Annotated in this window: 16 protein-coding genes and 1 other annotated feature; of the genes, 10 read left to right on the forward strand and 6 right to left on the reverse strand. The window is 32.0% G+C overall.

Features of this window, described 5'->3' with window-relative positions; all coding sequences use genetic code 11:
• Positions 1 to 148: 148 nt before the first annotated feature.
• The 4 genes from IMX26_RS01565 (at position 149) to IMX26_RS01580 (ending at position 6,235) form a co-directional block, all read left to right on the forward strand.
• Positions 149 to 1,639, forward strand: coding sequence for a hypothetical protein (locus tag IMX26_RS01565; protein ID WP_195159971.1), 1,491 nt, complete (start codon positions 149 to 151; stop codon positions 1,637 to 1,639).
• A 207-nt stretch (positions 1,640 to 1,846) separates the two neighbouring features.
• Positions 1,847 to 3,343 carry a hypothetical protein gene (locus tag IMX26_RS01570; protein ID WP_195159972.1) on the forward strand — a complete coding sequence of 499 codons (1,497 nt, stop codon included), beginning with the start codon at positions 1,847 to 1,849 and terminating at the stop codon, positions 3,341 to 3,343.
• 126 nt (positions 3,344 to 3,469) lie between these two features.
• Positions 3,470 to 4,654 carry a PLP-dependent aminotransferase family protein gene (locus IMX26_RS01575; RefSeq protein ID WP_195159973.1) on the forward strand — a complete coding sequence of 395 codons (1,185 nt, stop codon included), beginning with the start codon at positions 3,470 to 3,472 and terminating at the stop codon, positions 4,652 to 4,654.
• Positions 4,655 to 4,738: 84 nt separating this feature from the next.
• The gene (locus IMX26_RS01580; RefSeq protein ID WP_195159974.1) at positions 4,739 to 6,235 is read left to right on the forward strand and encodes a hypothetical protein; all 1,497 of its coding nucleotides are present in this window, start codon (positions 4,739 to 4,741) and stop codon (positions 6,233 to 6,235) included.
• A gap of 105 nt (positions 6,236 to 6,340) precedes the next feature.
• Here the strand turns inward: IMX26_RS01580 and lgt are convergent, their stop codons facing one another.
• The 3 genes from lgt to IMX26_RS01595 all read right to left on the reverse strand — a co-directional run bounded on the left by lgt (position 6,341) and on the right by IMX26_RS01595 (position 9,970).
• Positions 6,341 to 7,078: a prolipoprotein diacylglyceryl transferase gene (gene lgt / locus IMX26_RS01585; RefSeq protein ID WP_195161307.1), complete on the reverse strand. Its 738-nt coding sequence runs from the start codon at positions 7,076 to 7,078 to the stop codon at positions 6,341 to 6,343.
• Between the two features lie 387 nt (positions 7,079 to 7,465).
• Complete coding sequence (locus tag IMX26_RS01590; protein ID WP_195159975.1) at positions 7,466 to 9,250, reverse strand: M3 family oligoendopeptidase; 1,785 nt, start codon at positions 9,248 to 9,250, stop codon at positions 7,466 to 7,468.
• 15 nt (positions 9,251 to 9,265) lie between these two features.
• Complete coding sequence (locus IMX26_RS01595) at positions 9,266 to 9,970, reverse strand: epoxyqueuosine reductase (RefSeq protein ID WP_195159976.1); 705 nt, start codon at positions 9,968 to 9,970, stop codon at positions 9,266 to 9,268.
• A gap of 144 nt (positions 9,971 to 10,114) precedes the next feature.
• Between IMX26_RS01595 and aroC the strand changes: the two genes are divergently transcribed.
• Both aroC and IMX26_RS01605 read left to right on the forward strand, forming a co-directional pair.
• A complete protein-coding gene (aroC, locus tag IMX26_RS01600) occupies positions 10,115 to 11,188 on the forward strand; it encodes a chorismate synthase (RefSeq protein ID WP_195159977.1) in 1,074 nt (357 codons plus the stop codon).
• Between the two features lie 276 nt (positions 11,189 to 11,464).
• Positions 11,465 to 11,773, forward strand: coding sequence for a hypothetical protein (locus IMX26_RS01605; RefSeq protein ID WP_195159978.1), 309 nt, complete (start codon positions 11,465 to 11,467; stop codon positions 11,771 to 11,773).
• A gap of 50 nt (positions 11,774 to 11,823) precedes the next feature.
• Here the strand turns inward: IMX26_RS01605 and tyrS are convergent, their stop codons facing one another.
• Positions 11,824 to 13,062 carry a tyrosine--tRNA ligase gene (tyrS, locus tag IMX26_RS01610; protein WP_195159979.1) on the reverse strand — a complete coding sequence of 413 codons (1,239 nt, stop codon included), beginning with the start codon at positions 13,060 to 13,062 and terminating at the stop codon, positions 11,824 to 11,826.
• A gap of 38 nt (positions 13,063 to 13,100) precedes the next feature.
• Positions 13,101 to 13,304 (reverse strand) — a binding site (T-box leader).
• Between the two features lie 65 nt (positions 13,305 to 13,369).
• On the reverse strand, positions 13,370 to 15,106 hold the full coding sequence (locus IMX26_RS01615) for an FAD-dependent oxidoreductase (protein WP_195159980.1): 1,737 nt from the start codon (positions 15,104 to 15,106) through the stop codon (positions 13,370 to 13,372).
• A gap of 258 nt (positions 15,107 to 15,364) precedes the next feature.
• Between IMX26_RS01615 and IMX26_RS01620 the strand changes: the two genes are divergently transcribed.
• From IMX26_RS01620 to IMX26_RS01635, 4 genes are all read left to right on the forward strand, one after another.
• Entirely contained in the window at positions 15,365 to 16,321 is a 957-nt protein-coding gene (locus IMX26_RS01620) for an L-threonine 3-dehydrogenase (protein WP_195159981.1), read from the forward strand.
• Positions 16,322 to 16,563: 242 nt separating this feature from the next.
• A complete protein-coding gene (locus tag IMX26_RS01625) occupies positions 16,564 to 17,289 on the forward strand; it encodes a hypothetical protein (protein WP_195159982.1) in 726 nt (241 codons plus the stop codon).
• Positions 17,290 to 17,307: 18 nt separating this feature from the next.
• A complete protein-coding gene (locus IMX26_RS01630; RefSeq protein ID WP_243259287.1) occupies positions 17,308 to 17,856 on the forward strand; it encodes a LemA family protein in 549 nt (182 codons plus the stop codon).
• A gap of 12 nt (positions 17,857 to 17,868) precedes the next feature.
• On the forward strand, positions 17,869 to 19,770 hold the full coding sequence (locus IMX26_RS01635) for a DUF2207 domain-containing protein (RefSeq protein ID WP_195159983.1): 1,902 nt from the start codon (positions 17,869 to 17,871) through the stop codon (positions 19,768 to 19,770).
• Positions 19,771 to 20,191: 421 nt separating this feature from the next.
• On the opposite strand, the gene IMX26_RS01640 is transcribed toward IMX26_RS01635, so the two are convergent.
• Positions 20,192 to 21,577, reverse strand: coding sequence for an MATE family efflux transporter (locus IMX26_RS01640; RefSeq protein ID WP_195159984.1), 1,386 nt, complete (start codon positions 21,575 to 21,577; stop codon positions 20,192 to 20,194).
• Between the last annotated feature and the right edge of the window lie 238 nt (positions 21,578 to 21,815).

The raw sequence follows: 21,815 nt of genomic DNA on the forward strand, positions 1-21,815 counted from the left end.
AAATTTAAAGCTAAATGTTGTATAATGGTCTTATGATAATATTTTAAAAGCATGTAAACGGAAAGATAAAGGAAATGCTTTATTTTATTGTACCTTAAGGTTTAAGTGAGAGATATTATAAAGAGGCTATTAATAAAAGGTGGGTATTATGAAAAAAATTATTAGACAAATAAAAAAGGGTAACTTAAGATATTACATATCTTTAATAGATAACTATATTGGCTCCATATATAAAAATTCTTTAGATACCATTGGTCAGGATAAAGCTAAAGAAATTACAATAAGTGTTTTTGAGCAGCTGTATATGGATATATTAAATAGTTTAAGTTGGCAAAATGCTGAAAATCTAATACAAAAATCTCTTAAACATTCATGCAGAGTTAATAAGATACCTTATAATATCATGCATAACCAAAATATAGTTGTCCCTCCTCAAATTAAGAGAGAGCTATTTGTAAAACTATCAAAGCACTCTAATAGAAGCCAGCATAAAAAAAATTTCGCTATACCAGCTGTAGTTATTATTATAGTATTATTGTTAGGGTTTTCAGGTGACTATAATAATAGAAATATGACAAATTATACTAGATCTATTGAAAATGTTGATGGTAACCAAGAAATTATTTATCAATTGTTTTATAGTGATATTAGCCCCAGTACTACAGTTTCTAATATCATGAATTTAGAGGATAAAGGTGTTATAGTAGACATTCGTAGTGATAATAAACATGACTGTGAAATATGGTATAAAGGTAAAAAATATAATGAGTTCAGTTTAGAAGATAATGGGGAGTTTCAATGGGGTAATTTTGAACAAGATTCTTTAGTTTTTAGAAAGAAAAATAAGCTTTTCAAATATAGTTTAACTGGAGTATTAAAAAATACAATTGATGTTTCAGGAATGGCTCAGGTTAAATCTAGTAATAAAAGATATGTTAGTTATAAAAAGGATAGCCAATCACTCATATTTGATATGAAAGAATTTGAGTTCATTGAAACATATCAGGATAGAGTTTTAGCTATTAGTAATACTGGTTTTGTAATAACTAGTAAAGCAAAAGTACACAGTGAAGCTAAACAAAACGCTAAATGTCAAGTTATTGGGATTAAAGCTATATCAGATTGTAAAGCTGTAGTTGTTAACTCTTTTGGAGAAGTAGCTCTATATGAAAATGATGTACTAAAGTGGAAAAAAAACATACTAAAAGACAAAGAAATAGAAAACAGTTCAGGAAGGTATTATGTAGTAAACATTGCCTATATTTTTGGAGACGAGCATACTGTGAATATAGTTATAGATTTTGGCAGTATGTATATGGTGCAGTCATATAATTGTTTAGATGGTACTGAAAGAATTAGCACTTTAAAACATGGTACATTTGTAAGTCAACCTTCAGTATCAAATGATAATAATCTAATCTGTTTAGAATATATATTATACTATAATTATAGTAAGGGAGCACTTAAGCCAAGTAGTAATGGTGTAGAGCTACTAGATTTATCATCAATTCCAGCGAAACTAGTAGGTCTTAAAGATACACATGTTTTACATTGGGCTACAGAAAAAAATGAAGATGAAAGATACGTATATATATGCAACAATAACTACCTGAAAGTTATGAAAGTAAAGATAAGTTAAATTTATTTTTAAAATTGAGCTAATATGACAACAAGGATAGGACATATAAAAAGGATAATGAACTAAAAAATTGACTTACTATGGTAATTAAAAAAGATATTTTTTGTATTACACTGATTATAATTCATATAATGTTTTAGAATTAAATTTTGATTATAATAAATAAGGTTAACTACTAAATATAAATTAAAGATTAGGGAGACAAGCATGCAGCATCAGATAAATAAAATACGTAAAGGTGAGTTAAAATACTTTATTGATATTGTAGAGCTATATATAGACAATATTTATTCTTCTGCGTTAACAATGTATGATGAAAATGAGGCTGAGAACTGTACTTATTCTATTTTAATAGAATTATATAAAAGTATTGTTAATATGAAGTTTTGGCAGAGTGATGACAATTTTGTGTTATCTTCACTAAAAAGTATTTGTAAAAAGCACAAAATTAAATGTGATATAACCACTAAGCCTAGTTGTCAAGCACCAAGTACGATACTGAGAAAGTTATACTTGTACTTGTCAAAAAAGAATAAAATTAAAAAACCAAACTCTGTTTATAAGTATGTTTTTATTCTAGCTATTATCCTTTTAGTTATGGCAGTTTACTATAAATTTTATGAAACAAGTTTAAATAGTGGAACAATAGAAAATATATCTAACCAGTCAGTTGACGTTCATTGTTTAAGTTTTTATGATACCAATAATGCTCTCACTAAAATTATTACAAAAATAGCAAGCTTAGTTGATGAAGGAGTAGCCGTAAAAGCAAGAGATGCTGAAGGTAATAATAGCTGCGAAATTTGGTTAGGAGAAAATAAAAAATATCAATTCCAAATATCTGAAAATTTAGAGTTTATTGCTGGTAGTTATAATAAAAATGTCTATACATTTATATCTGCTAGTAAACTGTATAGATATAATTCAAATGGTGATTTGTTAGACTCAAAATCTCTAGATGGTTTGGCCTATATGTTATCTAACAATAATCAATATTTGGCCTATGAAAACAAGGATGAAAGCACAACAATTATTGATGTGTTGTCCTTTAAAAATGTAGCTACAACTGAATCCAAAGTTATCAGTATAAGTGATAAGGGTTTTTTTATAACAAAAGAATTTATGAAGCAATTGCAATTAAATAACTATGACAACAGAGTTGTGAAGTTAGTGGCTTTCGATAAAGATACGTATGTAGTATTATACAATAATAAAAGTGTTGAATTATATAAAAATAAAAAGCTTATATGGCAAAATAAAATGACATTTAATTCGGCTTTAAAAAATAATTATGTAGCATATGCTTCAAATGATGCATATTTAACAGTAGATAAAGATAGAGTAACTGTTTTTGCTAACATCAATGATTATGCGGTTTTTCAATCATTTAATACAAAAACAGGAGAGGTGCTAAATAGTACCTACGACTCAAAGCAAAATGGAGATATTGAACTTTTATCTATTAGTAATGATAATTCTGTAGTAGCTCTTCGCTCTAGGCATAGGGTTTTTAGTAGGTATAATCGTGATGAACGTAACTATGACAGTTTTATACGTGTTGACAGCAGTCCTATGCTTAGAATAGGCCCCATGAAAGCTAGTGAGGTAGAAAAATGGGTAGTAAGTAGTACAGATAATGAATATTACTTATATTATTCAAATTTTCATTCGTTTAATATTAAAAAGCTTGTTTTTAATCATTAATACAATATAATGTAGGTAGATATAGCTGTATAATTTTGTATAATTTTATGTTTTGAAAAATAATTAAGCAGGATATCATACGGCTAATATTGAATACTGCAGTAAGATGTTGAGGAGGATATAGCTATGCAAGAATCAAGATTTGCTAATCGAATGCAGGGAATTAAAGGTAATGCTATTAGGGAACTACTAAAGGTATCACAGCAACCCGGAATGATTTCTTTAGCAGGAGGATTACCATCACCGGATACATTTGATATTGATACAATTTCTGAAATTGTAACAGATGTACTTAAAGATAATGGAAAAAATATTTTACAGTATGGTTCTACAGAGGGATACCAGCCTTTGAGAGAAGAATTAATTAAATTTTTAAACTTAAGAGGCTTTAATATAAAAGGTGAAAATCTTTTAATATTATCGGGTTCCCAACAAGGAATAAACTTAGCTGGTAAAGTTATGTTAAACCCAGGTGATAAAGTTGCAGTAGAGAGCCCATCTTATTTAGCTGCATTACAAATTTTCAAAACCTATCAGGTAGAGTTCGTTGTAATTCCATCAGATAAAGATGGTATGGATATTGATGTACTAGAGCAAAAATTAGAAACTGAAAAGCCTAAAGTTGTTTATATAGTACCAACATTCCAAAATCCAAGTAGCTCAACTTTAACACTTGAAAGACGTAAAAGAGTAGTTGAATTACTTAAAAAACATGAAACCTTGTTAATTGAAGATGATCCATATGGATACTTAAGATATAGTGGTGAGGTAGTGCCATTTATGACAAGTATGGATACTACAGGTCAAAGTATATACTTAGGTAGTTTTTCAAAAATAATTTCACCAGGTTTGCGAGTTGGTTATGTTGTTGGTCCTGCTGATGTAATTACTAAAATGCGAATTGCCAAACAAGGAACAGATGTTCATACAAGTATGTTGTCACAGGCAATTGTTGCCGAGTTTTTCAAAAGAGGAATTATTGTTCCTCATATTGAGAAAATTAAAGAGCAATATAAAGCAAAAAGAGATTTATGTTTAGCAGAAATGGCAAAACATTTTCCAAAAGAAGCTAAGTATAATGTTCCTGATGGCGGATTGTTTATTTGGGTAACATTGCCTGAATCAGTAAACACTGAAGAGTTATTCCATATGGGAATAAAAGAAAAAGTTGCATTCGTACCGGGTGAAACATTCTTTGTAGATGGAAGAAAGAATTGTTTAAGACTTAATTTCTCTAACGCTTCACATGAGAATATTGTAATTGGTATAAAGCGATTAGGAAATGCAATGAAAAAATTTCTTGGTAAATAACATTATAAGTAAAACTGCATAGAACTAAAAAATTCGGGTTTAGTGTATGCTAAATCCGAATTATTAATATTAGGAGTATAGGAAATGAGTAATATACTTAAATCTATAAAAAATGGTAATACAGAAGAGTTTTTTAATTTAGTATCACACTATAGTAATGATATATATACTGCAGTAAGTAATAGCTATGAGGAAGAGGAAAGTATAAACATAAGTAAACAAATAATAATAAATCTATTTAACGACATAAATAGTAAGTACTTTTGGCAAAAACCTGATAAATTTATCCATAAATCATTGATGAAATCATATAGACATTATCATGTAAAAAATGTTAATAAAAATAATGGAGAGCAAAAAACTGTTCCCGCTCAAGTTTTACGAGCTGTTATGGTAGATTTATCAAAAAATATGAAAAGAAAGGGATTTGTTAATAATACACTAAAAATAGTAGCAGGTCTTATGGTAATTAGTTTATTATGTACCTTTACAGTTTATTATACAATGCACATATCAAAGCCTAAGGATGGGGATACATTATATAAAGCTATAAGTACACCAAAGCTATTAATACAAGATACCTATTATAAAAGTAAAGCACCGTTTTTTGTTTCAAATTGTAGTAGCAATCTTGTTAAGCTAGGTAACACTGGTGTATGTTTAGATATTATGAGCAGTATTGATTATAAGTCAACACGTAAAGTAAGAATTTATAGTAAGGGCATTAAATTAAAAGAAATAAATGTAGACCTTAATTGGCAGGTTATTGGCGGAAACATTGATTCTAACTATTTAATTTTTATAGACTCGGATAAAATAATTAGAACTGATTTAAAATTAAATAATAAACAAGTGATTCAGAAAAATGGAAATCCAATTATTTTTTCGCCAAACGGTAGATATGCAGTTTTCAACAAAGGTGATCTCAATGAAGTAATAGACTTTAATGATTTAAAGAAAGTTAAAGAAGTAAAGACTATTTGTTTAGAAATAGATAATAGTGGAGAAGTAAAAAGCTATAACATTAAGGAGTTTAAAACCTTATTTAGTAACAAGAAAATAATAGCAATAAAAGCACTGAATGATGGAAGTAAAGTTGTGTTAATGAGTAATGGATCAGTTGTAAATATAAAAGATAATAAAGTAATTTGGATGAATGAACTGAAAATTGATTCTGAAACATTTAATAATAACCCTAGTTTTGAACAAGGTTATATTTTAAAGACATCAGATAAAGTTCATGTAATTATACAACAGAAGAATGGTGTATTTTTTCAATCTTATACCTTACAAGGTACCCCAATACATAAAATTAATAATACTTTAAAAGAGGGATGTTATTCACACAAAACTCCAATTACGTTAGAAGATGGAGATATAATGTTAATAAATGGCTTTGACTCAGAGTATAGAAAGAATTACTTTACGTTTATTTTGACTGACAAAGTTCCAATGAAGGAAATGAAACTTGTAAGTTATGGTTATGATAAATATTTGTTTGAAAAAGGGGAGAATGTTGCATATTTATATGCTGATTCTAAAAGCGATATTGATATTTTTGAAATAAGCTTAACGGAATAGGTTTAATTTTAATATGTTTAATTTAACTTATACATAATTATAATAAACAGGAAGCTATCCATTAACATTATTTTTATTAATGTGATAGTTTCCTGTTTGTATTTATTATATTGATCTTTGCTTTTTCTTTTTATAAAAAATATATATTGCACTTAAAATAATACCAGCTAAACTAATAAGTTGAGCAACTCTAATAGATCCTAACATTAAGCTATCTGTTCTTAAACCCTCTATCCAGATACGACCTAATGAATATCCTAAAAAGTAGGTTGCAAATACCTCACTATCAAAACTCTTTCGTTTGTGTAATATATAAACCAGTAATATTGCAAGAGCAATATCCCAAATAGACTCATATAGAAAGGTAGGATGTCTGTATGCTCCATTGATGTAAAATGCCCAAGGAACATCAGTTATGTATCCATAAGCCTCTTGATTAACAAAATTACCCCAACGACCAATACCTTGAGCTAAAGCAATGCCAGGGGCAATAATATCCGCCCAGCGAGCAAAATTAATTTTTTTATGTCTACAATAAAAATACGCCGCTAAACCACCAAATATTAATCCACCATGAATAGCTAAACCACCATGCCATGTTTTATAAATTTCGCTTGGGTTGGCGGTATAGTAACTTAAGTTAAAAGCTACATAGTAAAGACGAGCCCCAATTATGCCCGAAGGCAAAGCCACAAACAAAATATCATAAATAGTGTCAGGGTTCAATTTTTGTCGTTTAGCCTCTCTCCATATAAAAACTAAGGCTAAAACAATTCCTGTGTTTATTAAAATAGCGTACCATCTTATTGCTAATGGTCCTATTTCAATAGCTACTTTATCCATATTTATCACCATAAGCATTATACCACCCTGTAATTGATATATCAATTACGGAGTGGACGCATTTGGCATCGTGGGGTGGATTTTGACATGTCAAAATGGGGTGGGCTCACTTTATTATTATGTTTTATTAAGGTAATGTTTTATTACGCTACGCTCCATAAAACATTTAGTTCGCGGTTTGGGTTTGCTATGCAAACGGTACAATACATTTCGCTTCACTTATGTGATATGCGATGCGTAAGCAAGCATATATTCCGTGAGCAAAGCGAACCCTCACCATGCAGGCGAAGCCAAATCCACCCCGTAGTTGACTTGTCAACTACCCACCCCACGATGCAAAAGGCGAGTCCACCACAAAAAAAACTTGCTCATTCGAGCAAGTTTTTTTTATTTAGTTAATTCCATAAACTCATCATAACCAGCCAAAACAACATCTAAAGCCTCTTGCCAGAATTTCTCATCTTCTAGGTCAACTGCTAAATGTTTCTTGGCTAAGTCTTCAACCTTCATTCTGGCTGTATCTCTTAGTAAGTTAATATAGTTTTGCTCAAATGCTTCACCTTGTGTTTTAGACTGAGCATATACACCAGCGCTAAATAAATATCCAAATGCATATGGAAAGTTATAAAATGGTACGCCTGTAATGTAAAAATGAAGTTTGGAAGCCCAAAATAAGGGGTGATAACTATCTAATGAATTATTAAAGGCATCTTTTTGAGCCTGTAACATTAGTTCATTAAGTTCTTTTGTACTAACAAAACCTGTTTTTCTTCGTTCATAAAAACGTGTTTCAAATAAGAAGCGTGCCTGTATATTCATACAAAGACTAACCGCACGTGCTAAATCTGCATGTAATAGAGCTATTTTTTCTTCTTTAGTTTCAGCTTCTTGTAATGAGGCATTTGATACAACAAACTCATTAAATGTTGAGGCTGTTTCGGCAACATTCATAGCATAACGTTGCGAAAGAGGTGGTAAGTCTGTCATTACAGAAGAGTGATAGGCATGACCTAATTCATGTGCTAATGTTGTAAGGTTTCTAGCTGCTCCAGAATAAGTCATAAACACTCTTGATTGTTTTAAGATTGGAGATCCAGAACAAAAAGCTCCAGCTCGTTTATTGTCTCTATTTTCTGTTTCAACCCAGTTTTCATTAAAAGCTCTTTCTACAAGGTCACCCATAGATTTATTAAAGTTTTTCATGTGTTTAGCAACAAAATTAGCGCCCTCTTCTAGGCTATAAGTTTTATTGCTTTTTCCTAGTGGTGCAGTGTAATCATGCCATGTTAGTTTTTCTAGGCCTAATAATTCTTTTTTACGCTCTAAAAATTTAACTAAACGACCAGTGTTTTTTTGAATAGTTGACCACATAGTATCTAATGTTTTACGAGTCATTCTATTTATGGTTAATGGCTCACTTAAAAAGTCATGCCAACCACGCTCTTTATACACATTCAGTCTAAATCCTGAGATGCTATTTAAAGCTAATGCACAGGTATCTGCAATAGATTGCCAAGATTCTTCCCAGCTTTTAAATACCTTTTCTCTTAGTTCTCTATCAGCACTTGTCATGAGATTAGAGGCTTGACCTGGTGATAATTGCTTAATAACACCATCAATCTCTACCGGAATTTTTAAATTTCCAGAGGTAAGATTGTAGAGAGTATTCCAGCTATTATAGCCATCTATAGCTAAACTATTAATGATATTTTCTTTGTCTGCTGGTAATTTTTTGCTAGCATTTTCTCTAATTTCAGTTAAGTTAAATTTAATATTAGTAAAGTAATCGTCTGTGAATAAGTTATTAAAAGCATCATCACTTAGTTCTAATAACCTTTTTTCCATCTCTGTGGTCAGCGAAGAAATAATACCTCTTAATCCATTTAATCTGCCTACAAGTTGCATAGCTTTTTTATCTTGGGTATTTTGAGCAGTTAGGCAAGAAGCAAATGAACCAGCATGATGCATTTTTCGGCTAATTTCCTGAATAAAATTTACTACATACTTAATATTCTCAATGTTACCATCATTAGTTTTTAGTGTTTGTAACTCTTCACAAAACTCTTTCATATCATTTTGCATTTCATTTAAGTAGTTTGAAAATTCAACTGATTCACTACCACCTGGAAAATAAACATCTAAATCCCAAGTAGATTTTATGTTGTTAAGCATCTTTACCTCTCCTTTTTATTTGTTATAAGGACATATTGTGTAACATATACCACATTTTAAGTTAAGGCTTCTTTTGTTAGGTTCAATTTTAATTGGTTTATTTACACATTTTTCACTATTACAACGATCGTTAATATCATGGTGGGGGTGAAACGGTACGCCACTTAAGGCTCCAAAACTACATTTATCAATACAGAGTGTACACTGTTTACAGCCATTTTCCACAGTTTCAGAGGGCTCTAAATCAGCATTTGTTAAAATTGTTATACAATTTATCCGAGTACCGTATGTTGCATTAACTAGTCTGTTATTTTTACCTAACCAGCCTAAACCAGCATAGCTGGCAATTAGGTGATGAAAGTACTCTGGATGTTGTTGGTTAAAATTGGCTAGATTAACTGGAAGTGAAAATGCTTTAAATCCAGATTTTTCTAGAAAATTAGTAATTATTAAAGCAGTGCGCTCAAGGTTAGGTACAATAACCTCATTAAAAAAATGATTGTATAATTCAATTGCAAAGTCATAATCTTCATTAATCATATTTTCAACTAACGAGTTAGGCATAACCATGCCTATACTAATTGCTTTATCATAATTATTAAGTAATTGGTGTGGAATTTTATGATGATGGTCTTCTATATTTTCAAGCATAGTAACACCATAAAACTCTGCACCAAGCATTTTAGCTTGAGCAGATAATGTAGTTTCAAGTTGTTTCATTTCTTGTCTCCTAATGTAATCTTGTCCTTATTTATATTATAACTTAAAAAATCAAAATTGAATAGAAGTGCTTTTAAGGCAAAAACTTTGTATAATAATATAAACAAGTTACAATAACAGATGAGAAGGATTGGGGGATTTAGCATGGCTTCTTCGTATGGAATGAAGTATAAATTAACTCTTTTTGGAGAATCACATGGTAGTGGTGTAGGTATTGTTATAGATGGAATTCCGGCAGGTTTTAAGATAGATTTTGAAGAAATAAGATTGCAAATGGCTAGAAGACGGCCTGGTTTACACAAAAATACAACCACTAGAGTAGAACGTGATGAAGCTAAAATATTGAGTGGTTATTATAATGAGCATTGTACTGGAGCACCCTTAACAGCATTTATAGAATCAACAAATATAAGGCCAAAAGACTATAGTATATTTGCTAAAAATCCACGCCCAGGGCATGCGGATTATTCAGCATGGGTAAAGTATAATGGCTTTAATGATATACGAGGTGGAGGCATGTTTTCGGGGCGTTTAACGGCACCAATAGTTTTTGCTGGAGTTATTGCTAAACAAATACTAAGGCAAAAAGGCATAACTATTGGTGGCCATATAATGCAGGTAGGGAATATTAAAGATACGACTTTTAATCCGTTAGGAGAGCCTGCGCAAAAACTTAATATACTGGGTACACAAGCTTTTCCCGTATGTGATAAAGATATTGGTGAAACAATGCAAAATAAAGTTGCTAAGTTAAAAGAAAGTGGAGATTCCATTGGCGGTATAGTTGAGTGTATGGCGATAGGGTTAAATGCAGGAGTAGGGGATCCTTTTTTTAATAGTATTGAAAGTACTGTTGCCCATTTAGCCTTTTCTATACCTGGTGTTAAGGGAATTGAATTTGGTAAGGGATTTGAATTGGCCAAAATGCAGGGAAGTAACTCAAATGATTGTTATAAATATGAAAATGGCAAAGTTATAACTACAAGCAACTTTAATGGGGGAGTTTTAGGTGGAATATCTACAGGAATGCCAATTATTTATAGAACAGTATTCAAAGCCACCTCCTCAATTGCAATTAAACAAAACACCATTAACTTAGAAAACAAGGAGAATACAGAGCTACAAGTAGAGGGTAGACATGACCCCTGTATAGTCCTTAGAGCTGTTCCAGTGATGGAGTCAGTTCTAGCAATTGCTTTACTTGATTTAATAATTTAGTTTATAACAGCAAAAAATTATTACATAAACACATTATTCTATAGTATTGCTATAGTTATGTTTAAATTTATTATCTGTAACATATCATAATAAATTATTGGAGAGCTATTTTATAAATGTAAATAGCTCTCCAATAATTATTTATTATCGTTACATCAAAAAGATAAGATAATTAACTAAAATTTTAGGTTTTAATACTAAAAATCTTATAAAAACTATTAAACATATCTTATCCATGTACATATATTATTATATAAAAGGAAAAGTGGTGATAATATGTCATGTTTTAAAAGGTGTTGCTATTCTACGAAGAAGGTTTTAGATTTAAACTATTGCACTTACTCATTATGCAAGCTAATTCGTGAGAATTTTGTAATAGATGATATAATTGGCTTAACTTTTATTGAAAATGGTGTTGCTTCAATTGCTACAGGTAGATACAAAGGTATTTATGGATGTGTGATTAAAATTAGTGGTCTATTAATTGATGATACTATAAGTTATGTGCCTTTAAATGATGTGTCTAGTGTAGAAAAGGGTATAATTGAAATAAGTAGTAAGCCATTATCTATTAGTCTAAAATAATAAATTATAAAAGGGATCGCTCACTAGAGCAATCCCTTTTAATCTGTAGATTAGTTATCATTATTTGTTAGTCTTACCTGATGATAAACTTTTTTTCCTTTACGTAACATTAACGTATTGTCATTAAAATCAGCTGTATTTACTACTCTAAAGGGGTCACTTACCTTTTTATCATTTACGCTAATACCATTTTGTTTTATTAACCTGCGGGCTTCACTCTTGGTAGCTACCAAACCTGTTTTTAATAAAAGATCTAGTAATGAGATACCTTCATTAATTTCTAAAGTGGAAATTTCAGTGTTTGGTACATCTGTCATATTTGTCCCCTTAGAGAATAAGGCCTTTGAAGCCTCACGAGCTTTATTAGCTTCATCTTCTCCATGAACAATTTTAGTTGTTTCATAAGCTAATACTTCTTTAGCTTTATTAATCTCTGCACCCTCAAGATTACCTAATCTGTTTACCTCAGTCATAGGTAAAAATGTCATTAAAGCAAGACATTTTTTTATGCTACCATCTTCGATATTACGCCAATACTGGTAAAACTCATAGGGAGATGTTTTTTCAGCATCGAGCCAAATCGCGCCCTTTTCGGTTTTACCCATTTTTTTACCATCACTATTGGTGAGAAGTGCAAACGTTAAGGCAAATGACAGACCACGTTCTTTTCTGCGAACTAAATCAACTCCGCCTAAAATATTAGACCACTGATCGTTGCCGCCAAACTGCATAGTACAATTATAGTTTCTGTAGAGATGCAAAAAGTCGTAAGACTGCATTAACATATAGTTAAACTCCAAGAATGACAAGCCTTTTTCTAAGCGTGATTTATAACATTCTGCAGTTAACATTCTGTTAACTGAAAAATGAACACCAACTTCTCTTAAAAAATCAACATAATTAAGCTCCAATAACCAATCCGCATTATTTAATATTAAAGCCTTATTGTCACTAAAATCTACATACTTTTTAAAGTAATCACCAAACTTATTAGCATTTGCAAAAATATCTTTTTTAGTAAGCATTTTACGCATATCGGTTTTGCCTGTTGGATCACCTACCATAGTAGTTCCACCACCAAGTAAAATAATGGGTTGATGGCCAGCTGCCTGCATATGTTTAATTACCATTATTTGTAAAAAATGGCCAATGTGTAGACTTTCAGCTGTGGGGTCAAAACCAATATAAAATGTTACCTTTTCTTTGGCTAGTATTTCTTTAATCTCTTCTGGGTGACTAGCTTGTTCAATATAACCCCGTTCAATTAAAACATCGTATACGTTGTTCATTAAAAATTCCCCCTTAAAAATAAACAGGACCAAACTCGCATAAGGACGAGTTTGGCCCGTGGTACCACCTTATTTTACACAAAAATTTTGTGCCTTAAGCATGTTAACGATATGCCTCCGTAGTGCTTTTAACACTAATGCTCCAGATTGTATTTCGTTATTAGCACACAGCTTAGTTTTCACCCACCACTAAGCTCTCTAAATGTTACACTACTAACTACTGTATCCTTCATAGCTGTTACTATAATATTACCAGAAGTTTAATATATCATGCTATTATTGTCAACAGTTTTACTATATTTTTGGCTTATTTTATGATTGTACTACATAAATAAAGGATTTCAGCCATTAAACCTCTAGTAATCGCTTGAGTATCTTTATGGTTTGTCCAAACACTTTGATTGTTTAAAAACTCAGTTATTTTAGCTTCATGATTAAAGCTATTAAGAATATTTTTTTTAAGTAAATACTCAGTGCTTAATTCATCATTAACGATAGCTGTAATATTCCATTTATCGTTTTTAATTAAACTCTTAAGGGTATTTTGATATTCGCCAACAGTTACTTTATCATTAAGCCTATAATTGTTATTATAACGCCCCTGAATTAAACCGTATTTTCGTAATAATTTCAAACCATTGTAGTATGGATCACTCATAATACTAGTATCTATATTAAACTCTGGTAGATAAGCACCTTGTGAAATTAATGTAGACTGTAAGCTCTTAATTAAGTTAGCATTGTTCGCGATATCCCTTACCGTAATGTCATTGTTAATTGCCATAACAGCAGCATTACCAGCCGCTTGGGCAACACACATTCCAACCGGTACCATACGTGTACTGCCATGAGCAAGTGAGCTATAACCAGCTGCTCGGCTTGCTATTAAGAGATTGTCCACCTTTAGTGGTACTATGCAACGATAAGGTATGGAGTATTGTAAAGGATTTCCTATTATTATTACATCCTCACCGGGAGCTGTTCCTTGCAAATCAACTGGATAACTTCCTAGCGCAATTCTATCCTCAAAGTCTTTATTTTCAAGCACATCATCTAAAGTTAGCATGTATTCTGTACTAAAATGACGAGATTCTCTAATGTATAATTCTGGTGCTACACCTAAAAGTTTAATATTTTCCATGCCGGGTACTTCTTTTTGCAAAAATGGAATAATATTTTTTAGCTCTATATTAGCTTTTTGTTTAGCAGATTCAATGCTTTTAGGGTCTAAAGGATTAATCTGAAATATCTGCAATGCATTAATCATAATACAACCATCTGTTTGTCTGGCTATGTTAAGACCACGCAACTGCATATTTTTTTGGCTAGGCTGATAATCATTGTAAAATCTGGCAAACCCCCAAGCGCAATTCTTGCTAGCAGCACTATTGGGGTCATCGTCTGTATTTAAAAAGTCTTTTAGTCTAGTCCAATCTTCAATTTTTACTCCGCCTATTTTAAAAACTTGGGTTACAGCCATACCATAACTTGGTCCACCTATATCTTCTTGACCTAAAGTGTGTTCAATTTCTGCCATAGCAGCTATATCTCCATTTTGAGTGCAATCAATAACCTGCTTACAATTATATATAAACTGCCCACTACCAATTTCTGCACTAATGCCTGTAATTTTATTATTGCTTAGGGTAGGAGTTATGCTAGATGCTTTAAGTTTTAAATCCAGATTAGGTTCATTCTTAATCATGTTGTTAAATACATCTGTGGCTGTTTTAACATTAAAAGAAATCCCCTCAATTCGATCATAAAACTCTTTAAAAATACCTTGTGTTAAAAGAACATCACTATCTTTGTTATAGTTCATATCCAAAAAATTAAGCCAACCTAAGGTAAACAAACCCCCAACTTTTTCACGAGAGTCAATAAGTAATGTTTTAGCTCCTGCTCGGGCACTTGTAACAGCTGCCGCAATACCCTCTGGATCAGTACCGACTACAATAACATCATATTGTAAGGTCTCTTGTTTAGTTGTACAACCTGTTAACAAGAGACTCAAAATTAAGACAATCGATAAAAAATACTTCATAAATATTTCCCCCATAAGTTATCCCTATTTTTGATTATTATAACAGATTAGCAGATGATAATTCTTACATTTTTATAATAATAAAACCATTATACGCTTATACAATACTTCTATATACAATTCTGATAGAGGTTAAGCTAGTACAGTTAAGGTAAATAGTTGTAAAAAAAATAAAAAAATATCGCTATAGTGGTTGGTACAGAACTTGGTTTAGGTTAAAATAAGCACAGACACAAAATAATTGTGGAGGGATAAAACATGAAAAATATTTTAATAACTGGTGCTTTAGGACAGATTGGTTCTGAACTAGCACTTCGTATGCGTAGTATTTACGGTACAAATAATGTTGTTATTAGTGACATTAAAAAAGAAGGACCTGCTGAAGTAATAGATGGTGGTCCTTTTGAGATTATTAATGTAACAGATGGTAAGAGAATTCATGAAGTAGTAAAGAAGTATGATATAGATCATATTGTACATTTGGCTGCACTACTATCCGCAGTTGGTGAAAGTAAGCCTAACTTAACATGGGATGTAAATATGGGTGGTTTATATAATTGTTTAGAGGTTTGTCGTGAAACAGGTGCAACACTGTTTACGCCAAGCTCAATAGCAGCTTTTGGACCATCAACACCTCCAGACCAAACACCACAAGATACAATACAAAGACCTACCACAATGTATGGCGTAACTAAAGTAGCTGGAGAGTTGTTGTGTGATTATTATTTCAAGAGGTTTGGTGTGGATTCACGTGGTGTGAGATACCCGGGCCTAATATCATATAAAACACTACCTGGTGGAGGAACAACAGACTATGCTGTACATATTTACTACGATGCATTAAAACAGGGTAAATATGCTAGCTTTATAGCTGAAGGTACAAAAATGGATATGATGTATATGCCAGATGCTTTGGATGCGATTATTCAATTATCTGAGGCTGATGCAAGCAAGTTAATTCACCATAATGCCTTTAATATTACAGCAATGAGTTTTGAACCAGATGACATTGCCGATGAAATTAAAAAGCATATTCCTAGTTTTGAAATGACTTATGATGTTGATCCTGTTCGTCAATCCATTGCTGATTCATGGCCTAACTCATTAGATGATAGTGCGGCACGTGCTGAGTGGGGCTGGAATCCTAAGTATGATTTAACATCAATGACTAAAGATATGTTAGAGAAATTAGCAATTAAATTGAATATTAATTAAGATTATTTAACTTAAAAATTAAGGTTGGGGGGCGCACATTAATTGCACTCCCCTTAATTGTTTAAGGCTTAATTCTTAGTAGTTACATAGTAGTAACTGTTTAGTTCTATTGCAAATAGGGTATAAAAAAGTAGCCATTTAATAGATTTGTTTAAACTATCATAAAAAAATGTACCTATAAATAGTAATTTAAAAAGGAGGATAGTTAGGCTAGTACATTTTATGAAAGAGAGATGGTTATATTGTACAATAATTGTAAAGGTCCAAGTGAAAAAAATGTTAGCATTAGGAATAAAAATAGTGAAAAATCAGTTAACTATAGTATTTTAGAGTGGTATGTTTCAAAAATTGCTGAGATGAACTTGTATTATTATGAGGGTGAAGATAAAAATATAATTGTTCAATATCCCAAAAATCATAGTAAGTATATTTGTATTTACAATAGTGTTAGAAATAGTAGTGAAAACAACCTCATTAATGATATTTCGAGCATTTTTAGTAGTGTAGAGTGTTTAAATATCATTAAAAATAGTGGTATAACATTTAATTATGGTGTGAGACTTATAATAAACCCTAACAGTGTGGCCAAACCACAAGATAAAATTGATAGCAATAATCTTTCTTATTTTTTTGAAACTAAAATTGTTGAACACGAAGAGCTAAGTGAGTTTAATAGCATAGCTATTGTTAAAGAGTTAAGAGATGAAGAGGGTACAGTTCATACTCTTAATAAAAGTGTCACTAAAATTTTGGAACAGGTTTTATCTAAGCTTAATTACAACTATCATCTACTAGAGTCCTATACAGTAAAGTATATTAACTATTTGCCAGCTAAAATACCTAGTGGTTATGTACTGATTCCAAAAGCTATAGAGGGCTATAATGACCAAAACAATGAAATCACTCATATAAACATTGAAAAATCGTCAAAATTATTGTTAAATATAATTGAAAAACTGAATGAATAGATACTGGAGGAGCATAAATTGATAAAATATATTGTTATAGGTGTTGTAGCAGTTATAGTATTATTTGTAATGGGAAGCTATAACGGATTTGTAAGACTTCGTCAAAAAGTTAAAGAAGCCTTTTCAACTATGGATGTGTATTTAAAAAAGAGGTATGATTTAATACCTAACATTGTAGAAACTGTTAAGGGTTATGCTAAACATGAAAGTGAGACCCTAGAGAAAGTTATTCAAGCACGTAATGCTGGTATGTCTGCAAGTACTATGGAAGAAATTCAGGCTAGTAACAATATGATTACACAAGGTTTAAAACAACTTTTTGCTTTAAAAGAAGCATATCCAGAATTAAAAGCCAATGAAGGTTTTAATAAATTACAAGATGAATTGGGTCATATAGAAGATGAAATAGCTCAATCAAGAAAATACTACAATGCTGTTGTTAAATCATATAACGGTAAGTGTTTAGTAATTCCTCATGTGTTTGTAGCCAAGATATTTGGTTTTGAAACAGAGGCATACTTTAGAGCAGCCGAAACTGAGAGACAAAACGTTCAAGTTAAGTTTTAAGTAGGCTAGCTTATGAATAGAAAAAGCATAAAAGTATTAATGTTAGCAATTGTAATATTGTTAACATTTCAGCTTGCATTTGCAACAGATGATTATGAAATTGATACTTATCATGTAGAGATTACCGTTAATGATGATAATAGTTATGATATTGTAGAAAAAATAGAAGCAAACTTTAAATATCCTAAACATGGGATTAAAAGAGATATCCCAACCAGTAACAAACAACGCAGAAACTTAATTAAGGATATAAAAGTAGAGGGTGCACCCTATGATGTTAATGCAAAATCTAATTATGTTTCTATTAAAATCGGTGACCCAGATGAGTTTGTTAGAGGAAAACAGAACTACAATATTAAATACCATTATATAGTAGGCAAAGACTTATTTAACGATTATGATGAGTTTTATTACAACATAATTGGAACAGAGTGGGATACTACTATTAATAATGTTACGTTTACAATAACCATGCCAAAGGATTTTGATGAGAGTAAGGTTAATATAACCAGTGGTTATAGAGGTAGTGAGAGTACCTCTAAGATAGATTATCAAGTGAATGGTAATATTATTACTGGAAAAGTTAAGGGTTCATTAAGGGCAAACGAGGGTGTTACCATAGCCTTAAATTTACCAGAAGGTTACTATGAAAATGTTAAAGACTTAAATAAAGTGGCTGGTATTATTAAAGTTTTTGCGTATATAGCCTCTGCTATCTTAATAGCTTTAGCTTATTTCTCATGGAGAAAACACGGAAGAGATAGAGAGCTTTTTGCTCCTGTGCAATTCTATCCTCCAAACGGAATGACATCTGCTGAAATCGGCTATATAATTGATGGCGTAGTAGATAATAAAGACATTACATCGCTTATAATATTATGGGCTTCAAAAGGCTATTTAAAGATTATTGAAGGTAATCCAGACAATGATAAAGTTGAGAAAAGCAAGGACTTTACATTAGTTAAACTTAAAGAAGCGGATGACAGTATGCGTATGTATGAACAAATCATGTTTAAACGTTTATTTGATTCATATGGTGATGGTAATAAAGTTAGTAGTGAAGATTTAAAAAACAGTTTTTATGAAGTGATTAATTCAACAAAAAATAGTGTTGCTAAACATTTTAAAGGTAATAACAGATTATATACTAGTAAAAGCAGTACTTTAAAGGGTTTGTATCACTTATTATCAATAGTACCCTGTATTTTAATGCTCTATGCCATATTGTACCCAGCTATTCAATTTAGCTACAGCAAATTTGTTTATATACTGGCCATATTTGGTGTGTCGGTTTTAATAAGCTTTTCTATTGCCTTTTTTATGAGAGTAATAAGCTTTAGAGAACAGGCTAAGCCGGGATTAGGATTCACAATAAAATCAATACTTGGTGTTGTATTTTCAGTTGTACCTGCCTTAGCAATAGGATATATATTGTCATTAGTAGGTAAGTTTAGTTTTGTGAACATAGCCTTTATGATTTTAGCCTGTGCTACTGTAAATCTATTTGCTTTTATCATGACCCAAAGAACTGAGTATGGAATAATGTGTTCGGAGCAAATTCTAGGGTTTAAAGACTTCTTAGAACATGCAGAAAAGGATAGACTAGAAGTACTTGTAGATGAAAATCCAGAGTATTTTTATAATACTTTAGCCTACGCTATGGTATTAGGTGTTAGTGATAAATGGGCTAAAAAGTTTGAAAAAATAGCTTTAGAGCCACCATCATGGTATCAAGGATACTATGGCAGAGCATTTACACCTTACTTGTTCCACCGTAGACTTACCCGTAGCTTTACTGGTATGCAAAATACCATGACTTCTATGCCAGCGCCAAAGTCTGGCGGAGGTAAAAGTAGTTTTGGCGGCGGTTCAGTAGGTGGCGGTAGCGGCGGTGGAGGCGGAAGTAGCTGGTAGCAGGTGATTTTGCCTAAGGCAAAATCACGGTATGGATATTTTTCGTTTCACTCTAAATATGGGGTGGGTAATTCATAACTGAATTACGGATTGGGCTTACTTCGTGTCGCGGTGGGGTTCACCTTTGATTCACGGAGTTTATGCTCGCTTTGCATCGCTAATTGAAATAATGAAGAGGCTGATTGTCAGCCTCTTTTGTGTTATTAATAGTAATAATTATCAAACTGTATAATTGTAGTGAAGTTAAATTTGACATAGTTAAAGTAACTAGTATAGTTTATTTTGTTTAATCCCGTGATAGCCAAATCCTTAACCCATAGGGTTAACCACCCCTAGTTGACTTGTCAACTACCCACTCCGCGAAGACCAAAGGTCAAGCCCAAACCAAAATGGTCGCCTGTACGCGACCATTTTCCTAACTCTATACCCTAATATCTCGCCACTTTCCATTCAAAAATCTGGCCAAAAATATTACTGCTCTACAGGCATTATCTAAACACATCGCTAGCCAAGCACCATTTAGTCCCATATTTAGTTTATTAACAAATATATAAGCTAAACCTAATCTTATTGCCCATATGCTTGCACCAGTACCCCACATTACAAATTTTGTGTCGCCTGCACCCCTTAAAGCTCCAGCAGTTACTCTTGATATTGCTATAAAAGGCATGCCAACAGATATTATTCGTAATGCCTGGGCAGCAGCTGTAACTACCGTGTTATCATCACTAAAAATCATGGTTATGGGCTTTGCAAAAATAAAGAGAAGTAAACCTAACGCCGACATAAATCCAATTGCCATATACATAGTTATTTTTCCTGCTTTATTAGCCTCGTCTATTTGTTGTGCACCTAAATTTTGTCCTACTAAGGTTGTTGCTGCTACCGAAAAGCCAAAACCTGGCATGAAGGCTATGGAATCTGCTCGCAAAGCAACCTGGTGGGCAGCGTATAATGCTGTGCCAAGATTTGTTACAATTATTGTAAACAAAATTTGTGCACCACGCATAAAAATTTGTTCAACACCAGCTGGTATGCCAATTCTCATTAAGCGTTTTAAAATGCTTAAGTCTAATTTAAAGCTATCATTTATATGTAGCTTAACTCCAGCTTTTCCTTTAAAAAGAACCCAAAGCATGACAAAGGCGCCTATAAATCTGGCTATCATAGTTGCTGCACCTGCTCCTGCTGTGCCTAAGTTAGGAAAACCAAATTTGCCAAAAATTAAAAGATAATTAAATCCTATATTAATTAAATTAACGCAAACATTTACTTTCATTGCAGTAAGGGTGTCTCCACAGCCTCTTAATATACCAGTAATTACCATAATTGTACAGGCAAAAAGCGTTGCTAAATATCTATACCGCATATAACCAATGCCTACAGCTATTACATCGGGTTTAGCGCCTAAAAGCTTGTAGCCGTATTCTGGAAAGAACACACCTATAATAGCAATAGTACTACCAAAAATGCCTGTTAAAACTAATGCCTGACGAGCTACATTATTGGCTGCATTATAATCATTAGCTCCAACTAAACGTGCTACTAAAACGGTTACCCCTGTTCTTATAGCTGCAAAAACAGTTAATAAAAACATTATAAACTGGTTTCCTAAACCAACAGCAGCAATAGAAGCTGGGCTAAGTCTACCTACCATAGCAACATCAGCAATACCCACAGTAGATTGTAATAACATCTCCACAATTATAGGCCATGCTAAAAGCATTATTGCCTTAGGCATATTTTTTTTCGATAAAACTACTAACTTAGACACACTTTCTTTTCTATTTGCAGCATTTGAGCTCATTATCTATTTCTCCTCAATATTTCGACTATCGAGATATATTTTATCGTATTTTATTTGCTTACGCAAATGGTGTGGGCTTTCCTGCACGGAATTGCGGGGTGGGTATTTCTTAAGAAATACGGGGTTGACTCGCTTAAAGCTCGTGGGGTAGATTTGCTTTGCAAATGGTATGTACGCATTTTGTTTTGCTCATGTGGCGTGATGTTTACCAGCTAACTAATCCGCGAACGAAAGTGAG

The organism is Clostridium sp. 'deep sea' (assembly GCF_014931565.1).
Lineage (GTDB): Bacteria > Bacillota > UBA994 > PWPR01 > PWPR01.

Excerpts from the sequence above, each read along its gene's own strand:
- tyrS (WP_195159979.1), bottom strand. The coding sequence starts at position 13,062 with ATGAACAACGTATACGATGTTTTAATTGAACGGGGTTATATTGAACAA.
- lgt (WP_195161307.1), bottom strand. The coding sequence starts at position 7,078 with ATGGATAAAGTAGCTATTGAAATAGGACCATTAGCAATAAGATGGTAC.
- IMX26_RS01590 (WP_195159975.1), bottom strand. The coding sequence starts at position 9,250 with ATGCTTAACAACATAAAATCTACTTGGGATTTAGATGTTTATTTTCCA.
- IMX26_RS01605 (WP_195159978.1), top strand. The coding sequence starts at position 11,465 with ATGTCATGTTTTAAAAGGTGTTGCTATTCTACGAAGAAGGTTTTAGAT.
- IMX26_RS01580 (WP_195159974.1), top strand. The coding sequence starts at position 4,739 with ATGAGTAATATACTTAAATCTATAAAAAATGGTAATACAGAAGAGTTT.
- IMX26_RS01640 (WP_195159984.1), bottom strand. The coding sequence starts at position 21,577 with ATGAGCTCAAATGCTGCAAATAGAAAAGAAAGTGTGTCTAAGTTAGTA.
- IMX26_RS01570 (WP_195159972.1), top strand. The coding sequence starts at position 1,847 with ATGCAGCATCAGATAAATAAAATACGTAAAGGTGAGTTAAAATACTTT.
- IMX26_RS01635 (WP_195159983.1), top strand. The coding sequence starts at position 17,869 with ATGAATAGAAAAAGCATAAAAGTATTAATGTTAGCAATTGTAATATTG.
- IMX26_RS01565 (WP_195159971.1), top strand. The coding sequence starts at position 149 with ATGAAAAAAATTATTAGACAAATAAAAAAGGGTAACTTAAGATATTAC.
- IMX26_RS01595 (WP_195159976.1), bottom strand. The coding sequence starts at position 9,970 with ATGAAACAACTTGAAACTACATTATCTGCTCAAGCTAAAATGCTTGGT.
- IMX26_RS01575 (WP_195159973.1), top strand. The coding sequence starts at position 3,470 with ATGCAAGAATCAAGATTTGCTAATCGAATGCAGGGAATTAAAGGTAAT.
- IMX26_RS01615 (WP_195159980.1), bottom strand. The coding sequence starts at position 15,106 with ATGAAGTATTTTTTATCGATTGTCTTAATTTTGAGTCTCTTGTTAACA.
- aroC (WP_195159977.1), top strand. The coding sequence starts at position 10,115 with ATGGCTTCTTCGTATGGAATGAAGTATAAATTAACTCTTTTTGGAGAA.
- IMX26_RS01620 (WP_195159981.1), top strand. The coding sequence starts at position 15,365 with ATGAAAAATATTTTAATAACTGGTGCTTTAGGACAGATTGGTTCTGAA.